We start from the raw sequence: 22672 nt of genomic DNA, 5'->3' as shown, positions 1-22672 counted from the left end.
ACACAGCGATAAGGCACATAAGCGATGGCTAGACCGTTCTCTCAAAGATATGGACATGTTGCAGTTGAGGACACTCTTCAAGTCGAAGTAATAAACGAAAACACTCGAACAGCATTATGGAGTTGCTTGTATTCAGAGCTATTAATAAAGAAATACTTTGAGCATGCTGCACACAAAATAATATCCGAGTTCTGGTGTGGCTTTTTATATCTCCCCGCAGACGAAGAGCCTATTTTTGAATACCCATTAAGCAGCTATAAAGATTTAAAAGAATACATGAAAGACTTTTTTAGATTAGCAGAGTGGCATGAGGTATTAGATTTTGTTGAATATACAGTAAGTGTTTCTCCATTTTTGAGTGAACCTTACAATAAAATTTTCAAAAGGATGTGTCTAGGGTACTCGATAATCAATGAACTCATAACTCCGATTATATCACCAGAAGAGATTGATAGTATTGATGGTGCAATGAATATTGGGACTAATGCATCTAGATTACACTTTAATAGAGCGCTATCTTTGCTATCTAACAGAGAACAACCTGATTTTAGAAACTCAATTAAAGAATCTATCTCTGCTATTGAATCTCTCTGCAAAAAAATCTCCGGCAATGATAAAGGCACTCTTGGAGATTGTCTTAAAACTATAGAGGATAAAGGTCATATTCATCCTGCAATGAAACGAGCCTTTCAACAATTATACGGATATACAAGTGACCAAGGCGGAATACGTCATGCGTTAACGGATGATAGCGAGGAGCCAACCTTAGAAGATGCTCGGTATATGTTGGTTATCTGTAGCGCGTTCAGTAATTATCTTATTTCTAAGATGAGCGATTAATTATCACAATGCGAGGCTAATAATGTCTCGCATGTTAATGCGTCTGCTGTACATTTTCCTCTTCTCCATGGTTTGTCTATTTGTAAGTACACCTATCAAAAACATCCACTCACAAACCTTAGGATGGTTTAAATAAAATGTTAAAGCGTTCATGCGTTTTTCTCCTTATTGCTCCGGAGGGTAGCAAGTTACGGCTAGATAGGGCTAGATATTTGAAAACAATCTAACCTGTTAGCTGTGATAATCGCTGTGATAAAACTGGTATAAAAGTGAGATAATGCGTTGCTCCGTCCGGCGTGAAGAAGGGACGCCGGACAGGCGGGCTTGTGCTAACGAGCCACTTACCTTAAGCTGGCGATATATCAGAAGATTGTTTTACCAAATGACTCGGGGTGCCCTTCTTTGTGAAGGCTGAGAAATACCCGTACCACCTGATCTGGATAATGCCAGCGTAGGGAAGTCAGATGCCTGTCCGGCGTCCCTTCTTTCACGCCGGACAGGAGCCTTACCGTTATGCAACCTGACCTGCTACCCGGCGCGACCGCCGTCTCTGTTTTACACCACCTCCGCCAGCATTCGCCGCTGGTTCACTGTATGACCAATGACGTAGTGCAAACCTTTACCGCGAACGTGCTGCTGGCGCTTGGGGCTGCCCCGGCGATGGTGACTGAAGCCGAAGAAGCGGCGCAGTTTAGCGGGTTTGCCAGTGCGCTACTGGTCAATATTGGCACCCTGACTTCCGGGCAGGCGACGGCAATGCTGGCGGCCATTCACGCCGCCAATAGCGCCGGAACGCCGTGGGCGCTTGATCCGGTCGCCGTGGGTGGTTTGGCTTTCCGCACGCGTTTTGCTCGCGACATTATTCAACTGAAACCCGCCGCCATTCGTGGAAACGCGTCTGAAATTATGGCGTTAGCGGGCGAGCAGGCCGGAGGGCGTGGCGTGGACAGTACCGATGATGCGCTTTCGGCTATTCCGGCGGCGCAAAAGCTGGCGCGCGAAACCGGCGCGGTGGTTGCCGTGACGGGAGAAACGGATTACGTCACCGACGGCGAGCGAACGCTTGCCGTGACCGGCGGTGGAGAACTGATGACGCGTGTGGTCGGCACCGGCTGCGCGCTTTCCGCCGTGGTGGCTGCGTGCTGCGCTTTACCAGGGGACAGGCTGGATAACGTCGCCAGCGCCTGCCGCTTTATGGCGCTGGCCGGCGAGCAGGCCATCGCCGCCAGCTGCGGGCCGGGCAGTTTTACTCCAGCCTTCCTCGATGCCCTTTATCTGCTGAACGCGGAGGTGCTGGCATGAAACGCATCAACGCATTAACCATCGCCGGAACCGATCCAAGCGGTGGGGCGGGGATCCAGGCCGATCTGAAAACTTTCTCCGCACTCGGTGCTTACGGCACGAGTGTGATCACCGCGCTGGTGGCGCAAAATACCCGTGGCGTGCAGTCCGTTTACCGCATTGAGCCTGAGTTTGTGGCGGCGCAGTTAGATTCTGTCCTGAGCGACGTGCGCATCGACACCACAAAAATCGGCATGCTGGCGGAGGCCGATATCGTTGAAGCTGTGGCAGAGCGGCTGGCGTTCTATAAGGCTCCAAACGTGGTACTGGACACGGTGATGCTGGCGAAAAGCGGCGATCCGCTGCTGGCCCCGTCGGCGGTGGACAGCTTACGCCGGAAGCTATTGCCGCATGTCGCGCTGATCACGCCCAATCTCCCGGAAGCGGCTGCGCTGCTGGATGCGCCCCATGCGCGCAGTGAAAAAGAGATGCGCGAACAGGGTGAAGCGCTGCTGGCAATGGGCTGCGAAGCTGTGCTGATGAAAGGCGGGCACCTCGACGACGCAGAAAGCCCGGACTGGCTGTTTACCCGCCACGATGTTCAGCGTTTTACCGCCCCGCGTGTGCAAACAAAAAACACCCACGGCACCGGCTGTACTTTATCTGCCGCGCTGGCTGCGCTCCGCCCCCGCCATGATGACTGGGCGCAAACAGTGGCTGCCGCAAAAATCTGGTTGTCTAAAGCGCTGGCGCAGGCGGATTCGCTGGAAGTCGGGCACGGCATTGGCCCGGTGCATCATTTTCACGAATGGTGGTAACTGTCGGTTAAACGAGAAGTTTTTAGCCAGCATAATACCAATGGTACTATACTGGCTTCATCTTCCCTGCCGGACAATTGCGTACCATGGAACAGGCTCATCACCAGTTAGTTGAACAGCTCAAACAGCGCTTTGCCGCCCCGGATAACGCTCCTCTGTACCTCAAGTTTGTCGAAACGGTGAAAAACGCCGTGCGCGCGGGCCTGTTGCCGCAGGGCAACATCCTGCCGGGGGAGCGCGATCTCAGCCAGCTCACGGGCGTGTCGCGAATTACCGTGCGCAAGGCGATGCAGGCGCTGGAAGATGAAGGCGTGGTGACGCGCTCGCGCGGCTACGGGACGCAAATTAATGCGACGTTTGAGTATTCGCTGAAAGAGGCGAGAGGGTTTTCTCAGCAGGTTGTGCTCCGGGGTAAAAAGCCAAATACGCTGTGGGTGAACAAACGCGTTGTGAAATGCCCGGCAGACGTGGCGGAACAGCTCGCGATCCCGGCGGAAAGCGAGGTTTTTCTGCTCAAGCGCATTCGCTATGTGGATGAAGATGCGGTGTCTATCGAAGAGTCTTACGTGCCGACCGGGCTGATTGCCGACCCGGATGAGATTGGCGTTTCGCTGTACGACTACTTCCGCAGCCAGAACATTATTCCGCAGCGCACGCGCAGCCGGGTCAGCGCCCGAATGCCGGACAGCGAATTCCAGTCACATATCAAACTGGAAACGCCAGTGCCGGTTTTGGTCATCAAACAGGTGGCGTTCGATCCCCACAACCGGCCCATCGAGTACAGCATCAGCCACTGCCGCAGCGACTTATACGTTTTCGTCTGCGAGGAGTAAGGTTTGCTCCAGCTGCGCGAGTTTTGGCGCGCAGTCCCCGCCCCGGTGGCCGACCACGTAGCTGGCTACCGCATTCCCGAGGCTGACCGCTTCTTCCAGGCTCCAGCCTGCCGCCAGGCCAGCAATTGTGCCGCCCGCGTGGCTGTCGCCAGCGCCGATGGTATCCGCGACGCTGGTCGGGAAGGGCGCAGCGATCCCCATACTATTGCCGTCGGCAAACCACGCGCCGTCCTTATCTAAACGAACGATCAGCGGGCTGGCGTAGCGGGTCTGCCATGCGCGGCAAATCGCTTCGATGTTTTCAGGATCGACCTCAAGCCATTCGGCAACAATCGCCGCTTCCTGACGGTTGAGCGAAACAATCGGTTTGCAGGCCATAATCCTTGCCAGCAGCGGCTGCGGGATATCCGCAATACGCGGGCCAAAGTCGATGAACGGCGTAATTGCCTGCAGCGACTCCAGCCAGCCAACGAGCAGCTCCGCACACGGCCCGGCAAGCTGGTAGCCAGAAAGTGACAGCAGGCTACCTGGCGGGATGGTCAGGCCGTCAAGCCAGGCCTGATTCCACTGATGCTCGACGCCGCGAAACGACATAAAGGTACGTTCGCCGTCGGGTTCGACCAGCGCCAGGCACCAGCCGTTGTCTCCCGCATCGGTGTGGATCTCGCTGCGGATGTGCTGTTTTTCCAGGCTGTTGTGAATAATGTCGGCCCAGGTCCCCTGGCCAATCGGCAGCGCGTTCTGCGAGTCGATGCCGAGACGAGAAAGCGTGATGGCGATGTTCAGCGCGCAGCCACCGATGTTCACGCCCTGCTGGTGCAGTTCGATATCGCAGCCTCGCCACGGCAGGGCGTAGGCGTCGGCGATGACGTCAATCACCGCCGAGCCGAGCACGCAAACCGGACGTTGAGCCTGAAGCAGGGGCAGCTTGCTCAGCAGTTCATTTGGCTTCATAGCTGGCCTCTCTTTGCTGGCGGTAGGCCATAAAGATGCGGCTGTAGCGCGTGAAGTCGAGCTGGTTCTCTTCATCCAGCTCCTGTTTTAACGCCGGATCGATGCTTTCCACGCCGTTCAGCGCGCCGCAGATAGCCGTGGCCATCGCACCGATGGTGTCGGTGTCTCCGCCGAGGTTGGCGCACAGGATGGCGCAGCGGTTAGGGTCAGTCTTCGCCAGTTCGACCATTGCGATGGCGGCAGGAACGGACTCAACGGTGCTGGTGCCCGTGCCGACCAGCTGGTAAATCTCTTCCATGGCGGATTCGGTGCCGCGCGCTTTTCTTGCCACGCTCAGCGCTAATTCCAGGCGTGCCGCGAGGGAAGCGCTAAATGTCGTGATGCGTTTTTCCTGCGCGTGGCGGGCGATGGACGGCAGTTCATCACAAATTGTTGCCCAGCTTGCGCCGTCAATGGCGCGGGAAATAGCCCAGGAAATCACAACTGCCCCAGCAATGGCTAAATCCGATTTGTGCGTTGGACTTGACGCTAACGCGACCTCGTCCACAAATTCATCGAGACTGGCCGTGGGCAGCAGGCAGCCAAGGGGAGAGGCACGCATCGCCGCCCCGTTGGTCACGCCGTTGTTTTCCAGCTCGCTCACCGGCGTACCTCGTTTAATCGCATTCAGGGCTATTTTCGACGTCGGGCCGAGCACGTTTTTATTAAACGCATCAAACCCTTCAGCCCACGCCAGAATATGGCGGCCAATGGCGTCCGGGTTGATAGCCCCGTGGTGCTCGATGATGGCGTCGGCCAGCGCCAGCGCCATCGATGTGTCATCGGTAAACTTAGCGCGGGCAAAATAACAGGCGGCGTTGTTTTCTGCCGGACCCGGCAGGAATTTGTCTATCCAGCCGAAATGGGCCTTTACCCGCGAGCGCGGCCACAGTTCGGACGGCATGCCCATCGCATCACCTAACATCTGGCCGTAAAAGGCTCCCAGAATACGATTTTCCATTATTACGCTTCCTTTAATACTTTTTCAGATTCATCACCGGCAACGGCGATGGCAGCAATCTCTTTGTCCGACTCGCGGAAGAAGACCATGAACAGCACGGCGATGACGGCAATCATTATTGCGCCAAAGCCCCACATCCCCGCCCAGTTAAAGGTCTGGCCGTTCACCGGCGAGGAGTAAGCAAACATTTTTTCCATCATTTTACCGCCGAGGCTGTAGCCCAGCAGGCTGCCGAAGCCCTGGCAGCAAAGGGTAATCAGCCCCTGCGCCGCGGTGCGCATATACACCGGGGATTTCTTGTCTACGTAAATGTAGGCGGTGACGTAGTAGAAGTCGTAGCTCACGCCGTGCAGCAGAATGCCGAGGAACAGCAGGCCGTAGGTGAACAGGTGCGACGCGTCGCCGTAGACAAAGAAGCCGTAGCGGATGGCGGCGGTGATCAGCCCCAGCAGCAGAACCTTTTTAATACCAAAGCGCTTGGTGAAGAACGGCAGCGCCAGCATAAAGAAGATTTCCGAGAACTGGCCGAGCGTCATCCAGCCCGTGGCGTTATGCATCCCGACCTCGGTCAGGTAGCCGTTGGCGAAGATGTAGTAGAACGCCAGCGGCATCGCAAACAGGAAGGAACAGAAGAAGAAGACCAGGAAGTTTTTGTCCTTCAGCAGCACCAGCGCGTCCAGGCCCAGCATCACCTTCAGGCTCAGCTTGCCGGTGCTTTTCGGTGGCGTGTTCGGCAGGAAGAACGCAAACACGCCTAAAGCGACCGAGCTGATGGCGGTGATCAGCAGCGGCACGTTGGTTGGCGAGATATCGCTAAAGCCCATCATCTGCGGCAGGAAGCCACACACGATCCCGGAGGCAATCCAGCCGATGGTGCCCATCACGCGAATGCGCGGGAAATCACGCTCCACGTCGTCGACGTTGGAAAACGCGATGCTGTTGGTCAGCGCGATGGTCGGCATATAGGTGAGGGAGTAAGCCAGCAGCAGCGGGAAGAAATAGACAAACTCCGTTTGCTGGGCGGCGAGATACATCAGCCCGGCGCCAACGAACATCAGCAGCGCCAGCACTTTTTGCGCGGCAAAGAAGCGGTCGGTCAGCGAGCCGACCAGGATGGGGGACAGAATAGCAGCGATGGCGGTGCAGGCGTAAGACCAGCCGATTTCACCGGCGGTAAAACCACTTTTGTTGAGGAACAGCCACAGGGGCACAAACCAGGCGCCCCAGATAAACCATTCCATAAACATCATGAACGAAAGGCTAATCGTTGTACGTTTCATGCTCAGGACCTTCATGACAGGTGTAGGGTGTGCCTTAACCATACCAATGAATAATACCTTTTAAATACCTTTGCGTCGATTCTATGATCGCCATTGCAAAAATAGCCGGGGTGGCCACCTGGCTTTACTCCTGGAAAGGAGGCAAAAGTGCGCTCGAACTGGCAAATCCCCTCACTCGGTACCAGGATTAGTGCGGCCGGTTTTTTCGACCCGGCAGAACAGGATTCTTCATGCGCAGCGGGCAGGGGGCTCGCTGCCTTTACGGGAGCGTATTATGACTGATATTGCGCAGTTGCTTGGCAAAGATGCCGACGGCTTGTTACAGCATCGTTGTATGACTATTCCGGCAGACCAGATTTATCTGCCCGGCTCGGATTATGTTGACAGAGTGATGGTGGATAACAATCGCCCGCCTGCGGTGCTGCGAAATATGCAGACGCTGTACAACACCGGGCGTCTGGCTGGGACTGGCTACCTCTCTATTCTGCCCGTCGATCAGGGCGTTGAGCACTCGGCGGGGGCTTCTTTCGCCGCCAACCCGCTCTACTTCGATCCGAAAAACATCGTTGAGCTGGCCATCGAAGCGGGCTGTAACTGTGTGGCCTCGACCTATGGCGTGCTGGCCTCGGTTTCCCGTCGCTATGCCCACCGCATCCCGTTCCTGGTGAAGCTTAACCACAATGAGACGCTGAGCTACCCGACCACCTACGACCAGACGCTGTACGCCAGCGTTGAGCAGGCTTTCAATATGGGGGCCGTTGCTGTCGGGGCCACGATTTATTTTGGTTCGCCGGAATCCCGCCGCCAGATTGAAGAGATCTCCGCCGCCTTTGAACGTGCGCACGAACTCGGCCTGGTCACCGTGCTGTGGGCCTATCTGCGCAACTCCGCGTTTAAAAAAGACGGGGTGGATTACCATGTCAGCGCCGACTTAACCGGGCAGGCTAACCACCTGGCGGCGACTATCGGGGCCGATATCGTGAAGCAAAAAATGGCGGAGAATAACGGCGGCTATAAAGCGGTAAACTTTGGCTACACCGACGAAAAAGTTTACAGCAAGCTGACAACCGACAACCCTATCGACCTGGTGCGCTACCAGTTGGCTAACTGCTATATGGGCCGTGCCGGCCTGATTAACTCCGGCGGTGCCGCAGGCGGTGCAACTGACCTGGCGGATGCGGTACGTACGGCGGTTATTAACAAACGTGCGGGCGGCATGGGGCTAATTCTGGGCCGCAAGGCGTTCAAGAAATCAATGGCCGATGGCGTGAAGCTGATCAACGCCGTGCAGGATGTTTACCTGAATGAGAAAGTGACCATCGCTTAACTTATCGCGTAAGCTAAAAAGCCCGTTTGAATTAGCGGGCTTTTTTTTGCGGTTTTTTACCTATTGCGTGATTATCCCTCACCCCGGCCCTCTCCCCAAAGGGGAGAGGGGGGAAAACAACAGAGGGCACTTTTTATTCCATCACCCAAAGGGGCATGGGGTAAAGCAAGCAACAGAGGGCACTTTTTATTCCCTCTCCCTGTTGGGGAGAGGGTTAGGGTGAGGGGAAACAAACAGCACCGCGCTGGCTTACTCCAATAGCGGGCAATGAGGTGGTAAACGACAGGCCAGCGCATTCGGATGCACTTCAATGCGAAAATGCCGTCCGCTCAGCGGTTCCCCGTCCAGGTTAAAGGTAATCTCGTGTGGGGCCGAAATCTCAAACCAGGCCGATTTCCCTTCAATAATGTTCGGGTTTTCTTCCGGGCGCGTTAGCGTAGTTAACAGCGCGGGAAGCAGGTCTTCGCCAGTGAAAATCCGCAGCTCAAGCAGCCCGTCATTGATCAACGCCTCCGGGCAAAGCTGTTGCCCGCCGCCTGCCTGGCGGCCGTTACCGATGCCGATCACCAACGCGTCTCCCTGCCAGCTAAAGCCTTCCCCTCGAATATCGCAGCGATCCGGCTTGAGCATGTCCATGCGCATTAAACCGTGAATAAAGTAAGAAACGCCGCCGAGCGCCGCTTTGAGTTTTTCCGGCGTTTCGGTGGTAATGCGCGTGCCAAATCCGCCGGTCGCCATGTTGATGAAGAAGGCTTCATCGTTGACCTGCACCAGGTCGATGTTGGTGGCTTTGCCGAACAGCGCGAGGCGCAGTGCTTTTTCACAGTCCTCAGGAATACCGGCGCTGGTGGCAAAGTCGTTGGCCGTCCCCAGCGGGAGAATGCCCAATGCCGGGCGGCTGCCCGAAGAAAGCTTCGCGAGGCAGGTGGCAATTTCATTGATTGTCCCGTCACCGCCGCCGGCAACGACGGTATCTACGCCGAGGCTCAGGGCTTCCTCAATGTAACGTTCGGCATCACCTTTTTCCCAGGTCACCCTGATATGCAAGGTGTAACCTTCTTCACGCAGCGTGTGCACGGCCTCGCGCAGCTGTGGGTTACCGGCACCTTTGCCGTTCAGAATCAAAAATGAATGCGGGGATCTCTCCATGACTTACCTCAGAAAAGTGAGCATTATCAAAGTGTAGAGCAAAGTAGGCGCGGGGGAGTAAGAACTGGCTGAATCAGCGGAAAAAAGAAAGCCTGCGCAAGGGAGATTGCGCAGGCCAAGGAGGTGGTTCCTGGTACAGCTAGCATTTATGGGTTATGTTTTTCAGCTTGCGAATAATAACGTTATCTTGTGTAACCGTATGTGATCGGTTTCTAAGAATGGTCTTAGCGCGAAAAATAACCCTAATTCACTAGTTTGCGTGCGGTTTACGGGTTGTCTGACCAGAGAGATTGCGCATCAGTAGAGCATAATCCAGCGCTATCTCCTGAGGTACAGGCATCCATACGGTATGACCGTCGCCCGGAGCCACGTCTATCGGCTGGGATTTGCCGTTTTCCAGCGTTTCCAGCGTAAAGGTGATATTGCCCTGCGGGGTCATCATTTCCAGGCTGTCGCCCAGCAGGAATTTGTTTTTAACTGCCACGGCCGCCAGATCACCCCGGCGTTCGCCGGTAAACTCGCCCACAAACTGCTGGCTCTCGGAAATGGAATGCCCGTACTCGTAATTCTGATGGCTGTCGTGGGTATGGCGACGCAGGAAACCTTCGGTATAACCTCGGTGGGCCAGGCCTTCCAGCGTTTGCAGCAGCGTAGGGTCGAACGGCTTGCCCGCTGCGGCGTCGTCAATGGCGCGACGATACACCTGCGCGGTACGTGCGCAGTAGTAGTAGGACTTAGTACGGCCTTCGATTTTCAGCGAGTGCACACCCATTTTTGTCAGGCGCTCCACGTGCTCGATGGCGCGCAGATCTTTCGAGTTCATGATGTAGGTGCCGTGTTCGTCTTCGAAAGCGGTCATGTATTCGCCTGGACGTTTGGCTTCTTCCACCATAAACACTTTGTCCGTTGGGGCACCGACGCCTAGCGTAGGCTCAACGTTTTGCACCGGAATCGGCTCATGCACGTGGACGATGTTGCCGATGTCGTCTTCTTTGCCTTCCTGAACCTTATATTCCCAGCGGCAGGCGTTAGTGCAGGTCCCCTGGTTAGGATCGCGCTTGTTGATATAGCCGGAGAGCAGGCAGCGGCCTGAATACGCCATGCACAGCGCGCCGTGGACGAAGATCTCCAGCTCCATTTCTGGAACCTGTTCGCGGATTTCGGCGATTTCTTCCAGCGACAGCTCGCGGGAAAGAATCACGCGCGTCAGCCCCATTTGCTTCCAGAACTTTACTGTCGCCCAGTTAACGGCGTTAGCCTGCACGGAGAGGTGAATATCCATCTCCGGGAACGCCTCGCGCACCATCATGATAAGTCCTGGATCGGACATAATCAGCGCATCCGGACCCATGTCGATAACCGGCTTAAGGTCACGAATAAAGGTTTTCAGCTTGGCGTTATGCGGGGCGATGTTCACTACCACGTAGAATTTTTTACCCAGCGCATGGGCTTCGTTGATCCCGAGCTGGAGGTTTTCGTGGTTGAATTCGTTATTGCGCACGCGCAGCGAGTAGCGAGGCTGGCCAGCGTAGACGGCGTCTGCGCCGTAAGCGAAAGCGTAACGCATGTTTTTCAGCGTTCCCGCCGGGGAGAGGAGTTCCGGTTTAAACATGAAGTTCTCGTTCTGATATCAGGTCAGAACCGCTCCACCTGATGAAGCGGCTAAAGTCGAGTGGATTACCACAATTTAAGGGCGGGAATTGTAGCGCCGTGAGGCTGGGGAGTAAACCGTCTTGCGGATTCAGGCGATAAGTGGGACGCCGACAAAAAGGACCGACGCGAAGGCAATATTCTCCGTGTACTCTTTCAGCGCTTCGGTATTTTCTTTGAAATGCGCGATGAACTTGTCGAGCGCGGCGGCTTCATTCGTCGCCGTTATCTCGAAGCCAATTTTTTGAAATCCATCAGCGGCCAACTGTTTTTTCTCTTCCTTACCAAGAGATGCCTTCGGGTAGACATTGAAGGCAATATCTTTGCTATAGAAAACATACTTTTCCACGAATATCTCCTTGCAGGGAAGGTGCCGGTCAATGTTGACCGGCCTGTGTTCTATCGTAGCGTTTTTTTGTCTTCTACACAGTTACCAGAAGTAGTAGCTGTGACGACGGGTTATATCACCCGCCCGGCGTCCGCCTCCCAGCGATAACCCACCCCGTAAACGGCGCGAATAAATGACTGATCGGTATCCAGCGCTTCAAGCTTGCGGCGCAGGTTTTTAATGTGGCTGTCGATGGTGCGGTCGGTGACCACGCGGTAATCGTCATACAGATGGTTCAACAGCATCTCGCGGGAGAACACCTTCCCCGGCTCGTGGGACAGGGTTTTTAGCAGGCGGAACTCTGCGGGAGTAAGATCCAGCAGTTTACCGCGCCAGATGGCCTGGAATCGGCCTTCATCAATCACCAGCGGGCTTTCTTCCGACCCGGCTGAAATGGCAAGCTGACGCTTGCAGCGGCGGAGAATTGTTTTCACGCGGGCGACGACTTCGCGCGGGCTGTAAGGCTTGCAAATATAGTCGTCAGCGCCAATTTCCAGCCCCAGCAGGCGGTCAATCTCTTCTATTTTCGCGGTCACCATGACGATGGGCACTTCGGAGAAACGTCGAATCTCTTTGCACAGCGTCAGGCCGTCTGTACCGGGCAGCATCAAATCCAGCAGAATGAGATCCGGCGGCGTGTGGCGAACATACGGCAGTACCTGGTCGCCGTGGTTCAGCAGAGTAGGGGCATAGCTTGCCGCGCGGAGATAGTCGATGAGCAACTGCCCAAGCTTAGGTTCATCTTCTACGATCAAAATACGGGGCGTACTGTCGTCAATCGGTAGCTCGGTCATAGTGTCCTCGACGTTTCTGTTTCCAGAGGAAGTTCAACGGTAATACTAACGCCGCCAAAGCGTGAATGGGAGGCAGTTAGCGTTCCGCCATGGGCGGTCACAATATTCTGGCAGATAGACAGGCCCAGTCCTGAACCGCCGCTGGCGCGGTTGCGGGAACCTTCTGCGCGGTAGAAACGGTCAAATAGCTGGCTGAGCTGTTCGTCCGAAACGCCGGGTTCGCTGTCGTCAAAACTCATCACAAACTGCTGATTCACGATTTTACCGCTTATCACCAACTGGCCGCCGCTGTCGGTATAGCGAAGGCTGTTTTCAAGCAGGTTATTGAACAGCTGCATCAGGCGGTCTCCGTCCCCAAAAATGATAGCGGATTCCGGTAGCGCCAGGCGTATCGCCAGCCCTCGGGAATCGAAACGGGAACGGAATGCCCCGGCAACCACTTCCAGCAGCGCAATGATATCCAGCGATTTTTTCTGGTAGGCCAGCGCGCCTTCATCGGACATGGAAAGCTGGTGCAGGTCGTCAACGAGCTTGGTCAGGGTGGCGACTTCCATCTGCAGTGACGTGACGGACTCCGGCGTAAACTGACGCACACCGTCCTGAATAGCCTCCAGTTCACCGCGCAAAACGGCAAGCGGGGTACGCAGCTCGTGAGAAATATCCGCCATGTAAGCCCGGCGCATTTTATGGTTCTTTTCCAGGGTGCTGGCAAGCTGGTTAAAGTCCTGTGCCAGCCGCCCCAGCTCATCCTGGCTGCCGACCGCGACCCGGGTGGAAAAATCTCCGGCGGCCAGCTTGTGCGTACCTTCAACCAGGCGCTTCACCGGGGCCAGAAGGCCACGGGCGAGCAGGAAGGTGGCCGCTGCCGCCAGCAGGCTGGACAGGGCGACGATGATCCAACTTGTGCGCCGCTGCTGGCGATCGAAGTTAATGTCAGTATTGCGGGTCAGACGCTCAATGGGGGAGGCAATTACCCAGCCAACGTCCTGCCCATTGACGTTAATCGGTTTGCGCATGCCGTCTGGAGGGAGCTTCTCTCGCGGGCCAACCAGAACCTGATAGTTTTGATCGACAACCCAAAACTTGGTGCGCCAGCCCTGCGGAGGCATGCCGTGTGCTTCATCCCCGTCGCGCTCAAACGAACGTAAAATCTGAAATACAAACCTGTCGTTGTGCCGCAGGAAGCGCCAGTTACCGTGAAGCGCATACTGTTCACCCAGCGCATCACTTAGCATCTCAATACGCTGGGTATTGCCGCGCTTGATGTAGTCAATGAAGCCGCGCTCAAAGCTTAACCTGACGCCCCAGTGCATGATGGCCAGCACCAGCAGGCAGGTGGAGAAAATGGCGAGGAATAATTTCCCGGTGATCCCGGAGCGGTAAAGTTTCATGTTTCGCTCCTTTTACGGCGGCTGATGACCGTATTTTCTGAACGGTCATTTGGGACGCGGGCAAACAGCAATGCCGGAAGGGCAATGACCAGCGCCATGCAGAAGTAGGTGTACATAAAGATGCTGTGAGCCTGTTCTCCACCGGCCGGAAGCTGCTGGTGGCCAAACATGCCCAGCAGCAGGCCTGCGACGGTCACGCCTATACTCATGGAAAGCTGCATGACCATTGAGAGCATGCTGTTGCCGCCGCTGGCGAGGTCATCCGGCAGATCTTTTAGCGTCAGCGTATTCATGGAAGAGAAGCGCATGGAGTTAACCATGCCCTGTATAAACAGCACGACCGGCAGCAGCCAGAACCAGCCCATCAGGGCCGTACCCATAAACATCAGCGTGATCAGCGCCAGGCCGAGCGTGGCGACGACCAGCACGTTGCGGTAGCCGAAGCGGTTGACGACCTGCACCACGATACGCTTCATACCCATGCTGCCAAGCACCATCGGGACCATCATCAGCCCGGCATGGAACGGCGAGAAACCCATCCCAATCTGCAGAAACACCGGCGTCATAAACGGCAACATGCCGCTGCCGATGCGCCCGCACAGGCTGCCCAGCAGGCCAAGCGAAAAGGTTTTCGTGTTGAACAGATTGAGATTGAACAGCGCGTTTTCGTTGTCGCGCGCATGCCACAGGTAAAGCAGAATGGCGATAACCCCGCCGAGGATTAACAGCCCGAGCGTTTCACTGGAAATGCCCAGGCCCTTTTGTCCGTCTAGCGCAATCGTCAGCGCCGCCATGCCAAACGCCAGCAGCAGGAAGCCGGAAATATCAAAGCGACGAGTTTGCATGGTGTAGTTGGGCATCAGCCACAGGGTAGCGATAGCCCCGACAATGCCGACAGGAATGTTTATCAGGAAAATCCAGTGCCAGGAGGCGTACTCCACCAGCACACCGCCGAGCGCAGGGCCGAGGAGTGGGCCTACCTGGCCTGGGATCGTCACGAAGGTCATCGCCGCCATATACTGCGCACGCGGCACGATTTTCATCACCGTAAGGCGCCCAACTGGCACCATCATCGCGCCGCCGATGCCCTGAACGACACGGGCCAAAACAAGCTCATTGAGCGTTGAAGCATTGGAGCAAAACAGGGACCCGAGGGTAAAAAGAACGATAGCCGTGAAGAAGATATTGCGAACGCCCACTCTGTCCGCCAGCCAGCCGCTTGCCGGGAGCATGACTGCGACCGTTAACACGTAGGCCACCACCACCGAATGCATATGCAGCGGACTTACGCCCAGACTGTGCGCCATCGAGGGGAGAGCGGTGTTAACAATCGTGGTGTCCAGCGCCTGCATAAAGAAGCCAAAAGCGACAATCCATAACTGCCAGCGAACGGCGGTGGGCAAATCAGTCATACGGACAGAGCCTTACTTTCACGGGGTTTGCGGCTAAAGCGCAATCTCAGTCGGTCAAAGAACAGGTAAACCACCGGCGTGGTGTAAAGCGTTAACAGCTGGCTTACCACCAGTCCGCCGACGATGGTGATCCCCAGCGGCTGGCGCAGTTCTGCGCCATCGCCGCTGGTCAGCACCAGCGGTAACGCGCCAAACAGGGCGGCCAGCGTGGTCATCATAATCGGGCGGAAGCGCAGCAGGCAGGCCTGGAAAATCGCCTCTTCCGGCGTTAAATCGCCCTTACGCTGCGCCTCTATCGCGAAGTCCACCATCATAATGGCGTTCTTCTTCACGATACCTATCAGCAGCATGATACCGATTAGCGCAATCAGGCTGAAGGGGGCGCTGAAAAGTTCCAGTGCCAGCAGTGCCCCGACGCCCGCGGAAGGCAGCGTTGAGAGGATGGTTAGCGGGTGGACGTAGCTTTCGTACAATACGCCCAGCACGATATACACCGTGGCAATGGCTGCCAGAATCAGAATCACCTGCGAGTTCATTGTTTGCTGGAACACCTGTGCCGTTCCGGCGTAGCTGCCGCGCACGGTGGACGGCACGCCCAGCGAGGTCATGGTTCTGTCGATGGCGTCGCTGGCTTCAGAAAGCGATACCCCGTCTGGCAGGTTGAACGAGATGGTTGATGCGGCGGACAACCCCTGATGGTTCACCGACAGCGGGGCGTTCGCTGGCTGCCATTTGGCAAAGTAGGAGAGGGGGATCGACTTCCCTTCGCTGTTTATCACGAACATCTGGTTGAGCGAGCTGATGTCCTGGGTGTAGCGCGGGTCAACCTCCATCACCACCTTATACTGGTTCAACGGCTGGTAGATGGTGGAAATCTGGCGCTGACCAAAGGCGTTGTTGAGCAGATTGTTCGCGTCCGAGACGTTGATCCCTAGCCGCGACATGGTTTCACGGTCGTAAATCAGGTCCATTTCCGAGCCGTTGTCCTGCTGGTCAGAGTTAACATCCGCCAGCTCCGGCAAGGCCGCCAGCGCTTTGCGGATTTTTGGCTCCCACTCTCGCAGCGCGCTTAAGTCATCCGAAAGCAGAGTGTACTGATAGCTGGCGTTAGCCTGACGGCCACCGACGCGAATATCCTGCACCGCCATTAAATAGAGGTTGGCGCCCGGCTCTTTGGCGAGCTTGCCGCGCAGCCGGTCAATCACCTGCTGGGCGGTTTCGCTGCGTTCGCTTAGCGGCTTGAGCGAGATAAACATCATGCCGCTGTTAACCCGGGAACCGCCGGTAAAGCCGGTGACATTATCCACCGCCGGATCTTCACGGATGATCTTCATAAAGTCCTGCAGCTTGCCGCGCATGGCCTGGAAAGAGATGCTCTGATCGGCCTGAATATTGCCCATCAGCCTGCCGGTGTCCTGTTCCGGGAAGAAGGTTTTCGGGATAGCGATATAAAGCCAGACGCTCAGGGTGATGGTACCCAGAAGTACTACGCCCACCAGCCGCGTATGGTTCAGCACCCATTTCAGCGAGCGCGCGTAGCCGCCCTGCATGGCAATCAGCAGGCGACCGAATCCACGGTTTTTGTTTCTCTTTTCAGGAGGCCTATTTTTCAGCAGCCAGCCACACATCATCGGCGTGAGCGTGAGCGACACCACCAGCGAAATCCCGATAGCCACCGAAAGCGTGACCGCAAATTCACGGAATAAGCGCCCCGGCAGGCCGCCCATCAACAGCAACGGCAGGAAGACCGCCACCAGCGACAGACTCATGGACAGCACGGTAAAGCCCACTTCCCGCACGCCCTGGAGCGCCGCCTGCATGGGCTTTACGCCCGCTTCCAAATGGCGGGAAATGTTTTCCAGCACCACGATGGCGTCATCGACCACAAAGCCGGTGGCGATGGTCAACGCCATCAGCGACAGGTTATTGAGGCTGAAGCCACACAGATACATGGCGGCAAAAGTCCCGATCAGCGACACCGGCACGGCCACCGCCGGAATAAAGGTGGCGCGTCCTGAGCGAAGGAACAGAAACACTACCAGAATCACCAGCGACACGGAGATCACCAGCGATTGTTCTACCTCGGCCAGCGAGGCGCGAATGGTTGGCGACCGGTCCTGGGCTACCTGCAGGTCGATGGAGGCTGGAATGGTTTCTCGTAATTCGGGTATTTTGGCGCGGATGCGGTCCACTGTTTCGATGATGTTCGCTTCCTGCGACTTGCGAATCATCAGCAGGATGGCCGGTTTGGCGTTGGTCATCCCGGCGTTACGCACGTCCTGCACGCTGTCGGTGACGTTGGCGACATCCTGCAGCCGCACGGCTGAGCCGTTGTTGTAGTTGACGATAAGCGGCATATAGTTCGCCGCTTTTTTTAGCTCGTCGTTGGTCTGAATTTGCCAGCGGCTTGTGCTGTCTTCTACCGAACCAAGAGGACGACGGATGTTAGCATTGCTTATTGCGGTCCGGACGGCATCCAGCGATACGCCCTGGTTAAACAGCGCCTGAGGGTTGAGGTCCACGCGCACCGCAGGCAGAGAACTCCCGCCAACGTCCACATCGCCCACCCCGTCGATTTGTGAGACGGTTTGCGCGAGCTGCGTGGAGGCGAAATCATACAGCTCACCCTGCGATAGCGTGTCGGAGGTGAGCGTCAGGATCATGATCGGCGCATCGGACGGGTTGGCCTTGCGGTAAGTTGGCCGCCCCGGCATCCCGCTTGGCAGCAGGCTTTGGGCGGCGTTAATCGCCGCCTGCACGTCCCGCGCGGCACCGTTGATGTCGCGGTCGAAATTAAATTCCAGAATGATGCGGGTGCTACCCAGCGAACTGGATGAGGTCATTTCGTTGACCCCGGCAATACGGCTCAGGGAACGCTCCAGCGGCGTAGCAACCGACGACGCCATGGTTTCCGGTGACGCGCCCGGCAGTGAGGCGCTGATCATGATCACCGGGAAATCCACCTGCGGCAGCGGGGCAACCGGCAGCAGGCGGAAGCCCAGCACGCCGCACAGCGTAATAGCGACGGTCAATAAAATCGTCGCTACCGGGCGGTAAATGAAGAGGGCAAAAAACTTCACTTACGCCTCCTCATGCTGTCGGCCGAAGCGACGACGCGTGTAGTGCGACAGGCGGTCGAACAGCAGGTAAATCACCGGGGTGGTAAACAGCGTCAGCACCTGGCTGAGCAGCAGGCCACCCACCATGCCAATACCCAGCGGGCGGCGAAGTTCTGCGCCAACGCCGGTTGAAAGCATCAGCGGCAATGCGCCAAGCAGCGCGGCGAGCGTGGTCATCAGAATCGGACGGAAACGCAGTAAACAGGCCTGGTAAATCGCTTCGTACGGGGCCATGCCCTGTTCACGCTCGGCGGCCAGCGCAAAGTCGATCATCATGATCGCGTTCTTCTTCACGATACCAATGAGCAGGATGATGCCGATGATGGCGATAACGTCCAGTTCAGCCCCCGCCAGCATCAGCGCAAGCAGCGCGCCAACGCCCGCCGTGGGCAGCGTCGACAGGATAGTGATCGGGTGAATAAAGCTTTCATACAGCACGCCAAGCACGATGTACATTGCCACGACTGAGGCAACAATCAGCCAGATGGTGCTGCCCAGTGCGGCCTGGAAGGCGAGGGTGCTGCCCTGGAACTGCGTCGTGATATCGGACGGCATTGCCAGCTCTTTTTCCGCCGAGGTAATGGCGGTCACCGCATCGCCCAGCGATTGGCCTTCCGGCACGTTAAAGGAGAACGTAGTGGACGGGAACTGGTCGAGGTGGTTGATCGACAGCGGGGCAAAGCGCTGCTCCACCTTCGCAATCGCGCTTAACGGAATGCTGCCGCCGGTGCTGCTGGTGAGGCGAATGTTGTCGAGCGCACTCAGGCCGGGCGTGGTGCTGGTGTCATGTTCGAGTACCACACGATACTGGTTGGCCTGGGTGTAAATGGTTGAAATCAGGCGCTGGCCGAAGGCGTTATACAGGGCGCTGGTCACCGACGACATGGTGATGCCGAGGCGGCTGGCGCTGTCGCGGTCCACGTTGACGTAGGCCATCAGCCCCTGATCCTGCCAGTCGCTGCTGATATCCGCGAGCTGAGGCAGCGTTTTAAGCTTGTCTTCCAGCTGTGGCACCCAGGTGCTCAATTCGTCCAGCGAGGTGGCCTGCAAGGTGAACTGGTACTGCGTGCGGCTCACCGTGGTGTCGATGGTCAGATCCTGGATCGGCTGCAGGTAAAGCTGCACGCCCGGGACGCCGGCGACATTCTGCTGCAATCTGTCAATCACCGTCGGGATGCGGTCATCGCGGTCACTCAGCGGCTTAAGGTTTATTTGCAGACGGGCGCTGTTTAACGACGGGTTGGTGCCGTCCACACCGATAAACGATGTCAGGCTTTCCACCGCCGGATCTTTCAGTATCACGTCCGCCACCTGCTGCTGGCGCTGGGCCATGCTGGCGAAGGAGACCGACTGCGGAGCCTGCAGCGTGCCCTGGATGATGCCGTTATCCTGAATCGGGAAGAAGCCTTTGGGGATAAAGATCCACAGCACAATGGTCAATGCCAGCGTGCCAAAAGCCACGCTAAGCGTCAGCCACGGATGGTTCAGTACCTTGCTCAGCAGGCGGCCATAGGCGGCAATGATGTTATCAAACATCTTCTCGCTGGCGCGGGAGAAACGGTTCTGCTTACGCAGTGATTCGTGGCTCAGCATTCTGGCGCACATCATCGGGGTCAGCGTCAGCGAAACCACGGCGGAAATCAAAATAGAAATTGCCAGCGTCACGGCAAACTCGCGGAACAGGCGGCCCACGATATCGCCCATAAACAGCAGTGGGATAAGCACTGCAATAAGCGAGAAGGTCAGGGAAATAATAGTAAATCCTATTTCACCTGCGCCTTTTAGCGCGGCGGCCAGCGGCTTCTCGCCTTTTTCGATATAGCGAGAAATGTTCTCGATCACCACGATGGCATCGTCTACCACGAATCCGGTGGCGATGGTCAGCGCCATCAGCGTCAGGTTATTGATCGAAAAATCGAGAAACACCATCACGGCAAATGTGCCGACCAGCGACAGCGGTACGGCGACGGCAGGAATGATGGTGGCCGGTACGTTGCGCAGGAACAGGTAAATGATCATCACCACCAGCGCAATGGCCAGCATCAGCTCGTGCTGGGTGTCGGTCACGGAGGCGCGAATGTTGGTGGTGCGGTCGCTGAGCAGCTTCACTTCGACCGATTTCGGCAGGCTTTGGGTCAGCGTCGGCAGCATCTGGCGGATGCTGTCTGCCGTCTCAATGATGTTGGCCCCAGGCTGGCGCTGGACGTTCATCACAATGGCCTGCTGCTTGTTCGCCCAGGCGCCGAGCCAGCTGTTCTCAGCCCCTTGCTCAACGGTAGCAATATCCCCGAGGCGGATTGGCGCGCCGTTCTGATAAGCGATGATTAAATCCCGGTATTCCTGGGCCGACTTCATCTGGTCGTTGGCGGAGAGCGTGACGGCGCGCTCCGGGCCGTCAAGGCTACCTTTGGCGGAGTTAACGTTGGCGTTGGTGATGGCGGTGCGAATGGTTTCGCTCGTCAGGCCCAGGGCGGCAATCGCCGGGGCGTTCAGCTTCACGCGGACTGCAGGGCGCTGGCCGCCTGCCAGCGTGACCAGACCGACGCCAGAAACCTGGGATATTTTTTGCGCCACGCGGGTTTCAACCATATCTTCCACCTGCGTCATCGGCAGGGCGGTTGAGGTCACGGCAAGCGTCATGATAGGCGGATCCGCCGGGTTGACCTTGCTGTAAACCGGTGGGTTTGGCAGGTCGGTAGGCAGGAGATTTGTCGCAGCATTGATGGCCGCCTGCACTTCCTGCTCGGCAACGTCAAGCGCCAGCGTGAGCTGGAATTGCAGGGTGATAACCGACGCGCCACCGGCGCTTTGTGATGACATTTGTTTCAGGCCGGACATCTGCCCAAACTGGCGCTCGAGCGGGGCAGTGATCGCCGAGGTTATCACATCCGGGCTGGCGCCAGGATAGAGCGTCACCACCTGAATGGTCGGGTAGTCCACCTCCGGTAGCGCTGATACCGGGAGAAAGCGATAGCCAATAATCCCTGCCAGCAGGATAGCCACCATCAATAGCGTGGTGGCAACCGGACGGAGAATAAACAGGCGGGAAGGGCCGCCCGTGGAGCCTGGAGGTAACACCTGCATCAGGAGCGTGCTCCGTTGTGTTTGTGGCCGGATTTCGTCTGCGCGGCAGGTTTCGCGTTATCGTCAGCCGCGCTGTGTGGTTCGACAACCTCAACCTGCGCGCCTTCTGTCAGGCGGTCAATGCCATCGGTCACCACGCGATCGCCTGCGGAAACGCCGGCGGTAATCACGACTTTCTGGCTGTCCTGAATCCCCGGCGTAACCAGGTGTTTACTGACTTTGTTATCGCTGTTCAGTACCCAGACGAAGTGGCCTTCGTTGCCCATTTGCAATGCACCGGCTGGGATCACCACGGCATTTTGCTGGGTATCCACCAGCATACGGGCGTTCACAAACTGATTTGGGAACAGAGCATCATCCAGATTATCAAAGCGGGCTTTAAGCTTGATGGTGCCGGTGGTGGTATCGATTTGGTTATCAAGGCTCAGCAGTTTACCGTTACTGAGTTTTGTGGTGTTGGTGCGGTCCCAGGCTTCTACGCTCAGCGTTTCACCGGCCTTCTGCGCTTTAATCACCGTGGCGATATCGTTTTCCGGCAGGGTAAAGACCAGGTCAATCGGGTGCGTTTGCGTCAGCACGACAATACCGTTGGTGTCGCTGGTGGAAATCTGGTTGCCAATATCGACCTGCTTCAGGCCAACCCGGCCGTCGATTGGGGCGGTGACGCGACTCCAGTTAAGCTGCAGCTGAGCGCTGGCCACCATGGCTTCATCGGCCTTAACCGTACCGAGCGAAGAGGCTACAAGGGATTGCTGAGTATCGAGATCCTGACGCGAGACTAAATTAGTTTTGACCAACTGCTGGTAGCGGGCGAGGTCGCGGCGGGCATTCGCCAGCGTGGCCTGATCTTTAGCCAACTGCCCCTGGGCCTGAGCCAGAGCGACTTTAAACTGGCTTGGGTCAATTTCAGCCAGCAAATCACCGGCTTTTACCTGCTGACCTTCCTGGAAATGAATGGCCAGAAGTTGCCCGTCGACGCGGCTGCGCACCGTCACGGTATTGGCGGCGGTGATAGTGCCAAGGCCGGTTAAGTAATGCGGCACGGCTTCACTGGTTGCCGTTGCGGCCTGAACCGGCGCCAGCGCACCGCCGCGCATCCCACGTCGGCCGCCCTGGGCGGAAGTCTGGCCGGATTTAGCCTGGGGCTGAGTCCCTGAAGATGTACTGTGGCTGTGCCAGAACCAGACGGCGGCAATCACCACCAGAATAAAGGCTGTAATCCACAACCAGCGAGAAGTCAGTGTGCCTTTCATAGATGACGTGTTCTCTTCCTGAAACGATTTTAGGCGTAATGTTACTAGTTTAGTAACGGATAGCCCCGCAATGATGGAGGAAATATGAAGTACTGTCAG

At 56.7% G+C, this 22672-nt stretch carries 17 protein-coding genes and 1 riboswitch; of the genes, 5 read left to right on the top strand and 12 right to left on the bottom strand.

The genetic code is table 11. The features are described 5' to 3' along the window. Positions 1–24: 24 nt before the first annotated feature. The 4 genes from LH86_RS19185 to LH86_RS19170 all read left to right on the top strand — a co-directional run bounded on the left by LH86_RS19185 (position 25) and on the right by LH86_RS19170 (position 3772). Complete coding sequence (locus LH86_RS19185; protein WP_039304767.1) at positions 25–840, top strand: AbiJ-NTD4 domain-containing protein; 816 nt, start codon at positions 25–27, stop codon at positions 838–840. A gap of 378 nt (positions 841–1218) precedes the next feature. Then, a riboswitch (TPP riboswitch) is annotated at positions 1219–1315 on the top strand. Between the two features lie 38 nt (positions 1316–1353). Next, entirely contained in the window at positions 1354–2142 is a 789-nt protein-coding gene (gene thiM / locus LH86_RS19180; protein ID WP_039304764.1) for a hydroxyethylthiazole kinase, read from the top strand. Further along, on the top strand, positions 2139–2939 hold the full coding sequence (gene thiD, locus LH86_RS19175) for a bifunctional hydroxymethylpyrimidine kinase/phosphomethylpyrimidine kinase (protein WP_039304761.1): 801 nt from the start codon (positions 2139–2141) through the stop codon (positions 2937–2939). Before thiM ends, thiD begins: the two co-directional genes overlap by 4 nt. Positions 2940–3025: 86 nt before the next feature. Beyond that, on the top strand, positions 3026–3772 hold the full coding sequence (locus tag LH86_RS19170; RefSeq protein ID WP_039295267.1) for a GntR family transcriptional regulator: 747 nt from the start codon (positions 3026–3028) through the stop codon (positions 3770–3772). Here LH86_RS19170 and LH86_RS19165 read toward each other — a convergent pair. Genes LH86_RS19165 through LH86_RS19155 form a run of 3 tightly spaced genes read right to left on the bottom strand, consistent with a single transcriptional unit; the run spans position 3746 to position 7021 of the window. Beyond that, the gene (locus LH86_RS19165; RefSeq protein ID WP_039304757.1) at positions 3746–4726 is read right to left on the bottom strand and encodes a PfkB family carbohydrate kinase; all 981 of its coding nucleotides are present in this window, start codon (positions 4724–4726) and stop codon (positions 3746–3748) included. The two genes, LH86_RS19170 and LH86_RS19165, sit on opposite strands and share 27 nt — an antisense overlap. Next, the gene (locus LH86_RS19160; RefSeq protein ID WP_156107045.1) at positions 4713–5729 is read right to left on the bottom strand and encodes an ADP-ribosylglycohydrolase family protein; all 1017 of its coding nucleotides are present in this window, start codon (positions 5727–5729) and stop codon (positions 4713–4715) included. Before LH86_RS19160 ends, LH86_RS19165 begins: the two co-directional genes overlap by 14 nt. After that, entirely contained in the window at positions 5729–7021 is a 1293-nt protein-coding gene (locus tag LH86_RS19155) for a nucleoside permease (protein WP_039304751.1), read from the bottom strand. Before LH86_RS19155 ends, LH86_RS19160 begins: the two co-directional genes overlap by 1 nt. Positions 7022–7280: 259 nt before the next feature. Here LH86_RS19155 and fbaB point away from each other — a divergent pair, with 259 nt between their 5' ends. After that, positions 7281–8333, top strand: a complete 1053-nt coding sequence (gene fbaB, locus LH86_RS19150; RefSeq protein WP_039304747.1) for a class I fructose-bisphosphate aldolase — start codon at positions 7281–7283, stop codon at positions 8331–8333. 249 nt (positions 8334–8582) lie between these two features. Here the strand turns inward: fbaB and yegS are convergent, their stop codons facing one another. The 9 genes from yegS to LH86_RS19105 form a co-directional block, all read right to left on the bottom strand. Next, positions 8583–9482 carry a lipid kinase YegS gene (yegS, locus tag LH86_RS19145; RefSeq protein WP_039304743.1) on the bottom strand — a complete coding sequence of 300 codons (900 nt, stop codon included), beginning with the start codon at positions 9480–9482 and terminating at the stop codon, positions 8583–8585. A 250-nt stretch (positions 9483–9732) separates the two neighbouring features. Continuing rightward, entirely contained in the window at positions 9733–11094 is a 1362-nt protein-coding gene (yegQ, locus tag LH86_RS19140) for a tRNA 5-hydroxyuridine modification protein YegQ (RefSeq protein WP_039295245.1), read from the bottom strand. Between the two features lie 129 nt (positions 11095–11223). Then, on the bottom strand, positions 11224–11481 hold the full coding sequence (locus tag LH86_RS19135) for a hypothetical protein (RefSeq protein ID WP_039304741.1): 258 nt from the start codon (positions 11479–11481) through the stop codon (positions 11224–11226). A 110-nt stretch (positions 11482–11591) separates the two neighbouring features. Then, positions 11592–12314, bottom strand: coding sequence for a two-component system response regulator BaeR (gene baeR / locus LH86_RS19130; RefSeq protein WP_008455132.1), 723 nt, complete (start codon positions 12312–12314; stop codon positions 11592–11594). Beyond that, the gene (baeS, locus tag LH86_RS19125; RefSeq protein ID WP_039304739.1) at positions 12311–13705 is read right to left on the bottom strand and encodes a two-component system sensor histidine kinase BaeS; all 1395 of its coding nucleotides are present in this window, start codon (positions 13703–13705) and stop codon (positions 12311–12313) included. Before baeS ends, baeR begins: the two co-directional genes overlap by 4 nt. Then, complete coding sequence (locus LH86_RS19120; RefSeq protein WP_039304737.1) at positions 13702–15117, bottom strand: MFS transporter; 1416 nt, start codon at positions 15115–15117, stop codon at positions 13702–13704. The genes baeS and LH86_RS19120 overlap by 4 nt, the downstream gene beginning before the upstream one ends. Then, positions 15114–18197, bottom strand: coding sequence for a multidrug efflux RND transporter permease subunit MdtC (mdtC, locus tag LH86_RS19115; RefSeq protein WP_039304735.1), 3084 nt, complete (start codon positions 18195–18197; stop codon positions 15114–15116). Before mdtC ends, LH86_RS19120 begins: the two co-directional genes overlap by 4 nt. Next, the gene (locus LH86_RS19110; protein WP_039304733.1) at positions 18198–21320 is read right to left on the bottom strand and encodes an MdtB/MuxB family multidrug efflux RND transporter permease subunit; all 3123 of its coding nucleotides are present in this window, start codon (positions 21318–21320) and stop codon (positions 18198–18200) included. It lies immediately after the preceding gene. Continuing rightward, on the bottom strand, positions 21320–22573 hold the full coding sequence (locus LH86_RS19105; protein ID WP_039304730.1) for an MdtA/MuxA family multidrug efflux RND transporter periplasmic adaptor subunit: 1254 nt from the start codon (positions 22571–22573) through the stop codon (positions 21320–21322). Before LH86_RS19105 ends, LH86_RS19110 begins: the two co-directional genes overlap by 1 nt. Positions 22574–22672: the final 99 nt, after the last annotated feature.

Source organism: Cedecea neteri, assembly GCF_000758325.1.
GTDB lineage: Bacteria > Pseudomonadota > Gammaproteobacteria > Enterobacterales > Enterobacteriaceae > Cedecea > Cedecea neteri_B.
This window is presented reverse-complemented; position numbering and strand designations above follow the sequence as displayed.

Excerpts from the sequence above, each read along its gene's own strand:
- LH86_RS19185 (WP_039304767.1), top strand. The coding sequence starts at position 25 with ATGGCTAGACCGTTCTCTCAAAGATATGGACATGTTGCAGTTGAGGAC.
- thiM (WP_039304764.1), top strand. The coding sequence starts at position 1,354 with ATGCAACCTGACCTGCTACCCGGCGCGACCGCCGTCTCTGTTTTACAC.
- thiD (WP_039304761.1), top strand. The coding sequence starts at position 2,139 with ATGAAACGCATCAACGCATTAACCATCGCCGGAACCGATCCAAGCGGT.
- LH86_RS19170 (WP_039295267.1), top strand. The coding sequence starts at position 3,026 with ATGGAACAGGCTCATCACCAGTTAGTTGAACAGCTCAAACAGCGCTTT.
- LH86_RS19165 (WP_039304757.1), bottom strand. The coding sequence starts at position 4,726 with ATGAAGCCAAATGAACTGCTGAGCAAGCTGCCCCTGCTTCAGGCTCAA.
- LH86_RS19155 (WP_039304751.1), bottom strand. The coding sequence starts at position 7,021 with ATGAAGGTCCTGAGCATGAAACGTACAACGATTAGCCTTTCGTTCATG.
- fbaB (WP_039304747.1), top strand. The coding sequence starts at position 7,281 with ATGACTGATATTGCGCAGTTGCTTGGCAAAGATGCCGACGGCTTGTTA.
- yegS (WP_039304743.1), bottom strand. The coding sequence starts at position 9,482 with ATGGAGAGATCCCCGCATTCATTTTTGATTCTGAACGGCAAAGGTGCC.
- yegQ (WP_039295245.1), bottom strand. The coding sequence starts at position 11,094 with ATGTTTAAACCGGAACTCCTCTCCCCGGCGGGAACGCTGAAAAACATG.
- baeR (WP_008455132.1), bottom strand. The coding sequence starts at position 12,314 with ATGACCGAGCTACCGATTGACGACAGTACGCCCCGTATTTTGATCGTA.
- baeS (WP_039304739.1), bottom strand. The coding sequence starts at position 13,705 with ATGAAACTTTACCGCTCCGGGATCACCGGGAAATTATTCCTCGCCATT.
- LH86_RS19120 (WP_039304737.1), bottom strand. The coding sequence starts at position 15,117 with ATGACTGATTTGCCCACCGCCGTTCGCTGGCAGTTATGGATTGTCGCT.
- LH86_RS19110 (WP_039304733.1), bottom strand. The coding sequence starts at position 21,320 with ATGCAGGTGTTACCTCCAGGCTCCACGGGCGGCCCTTCCCGCCTGTTT.
- LH86_RS19105 (WP_039304730.1), bottom strand. The coding sequence starts at position 22,573 with ATGAAAGGCACACTGACTTCTCGCTGGTTGTGGATTACAGCCTTTATT.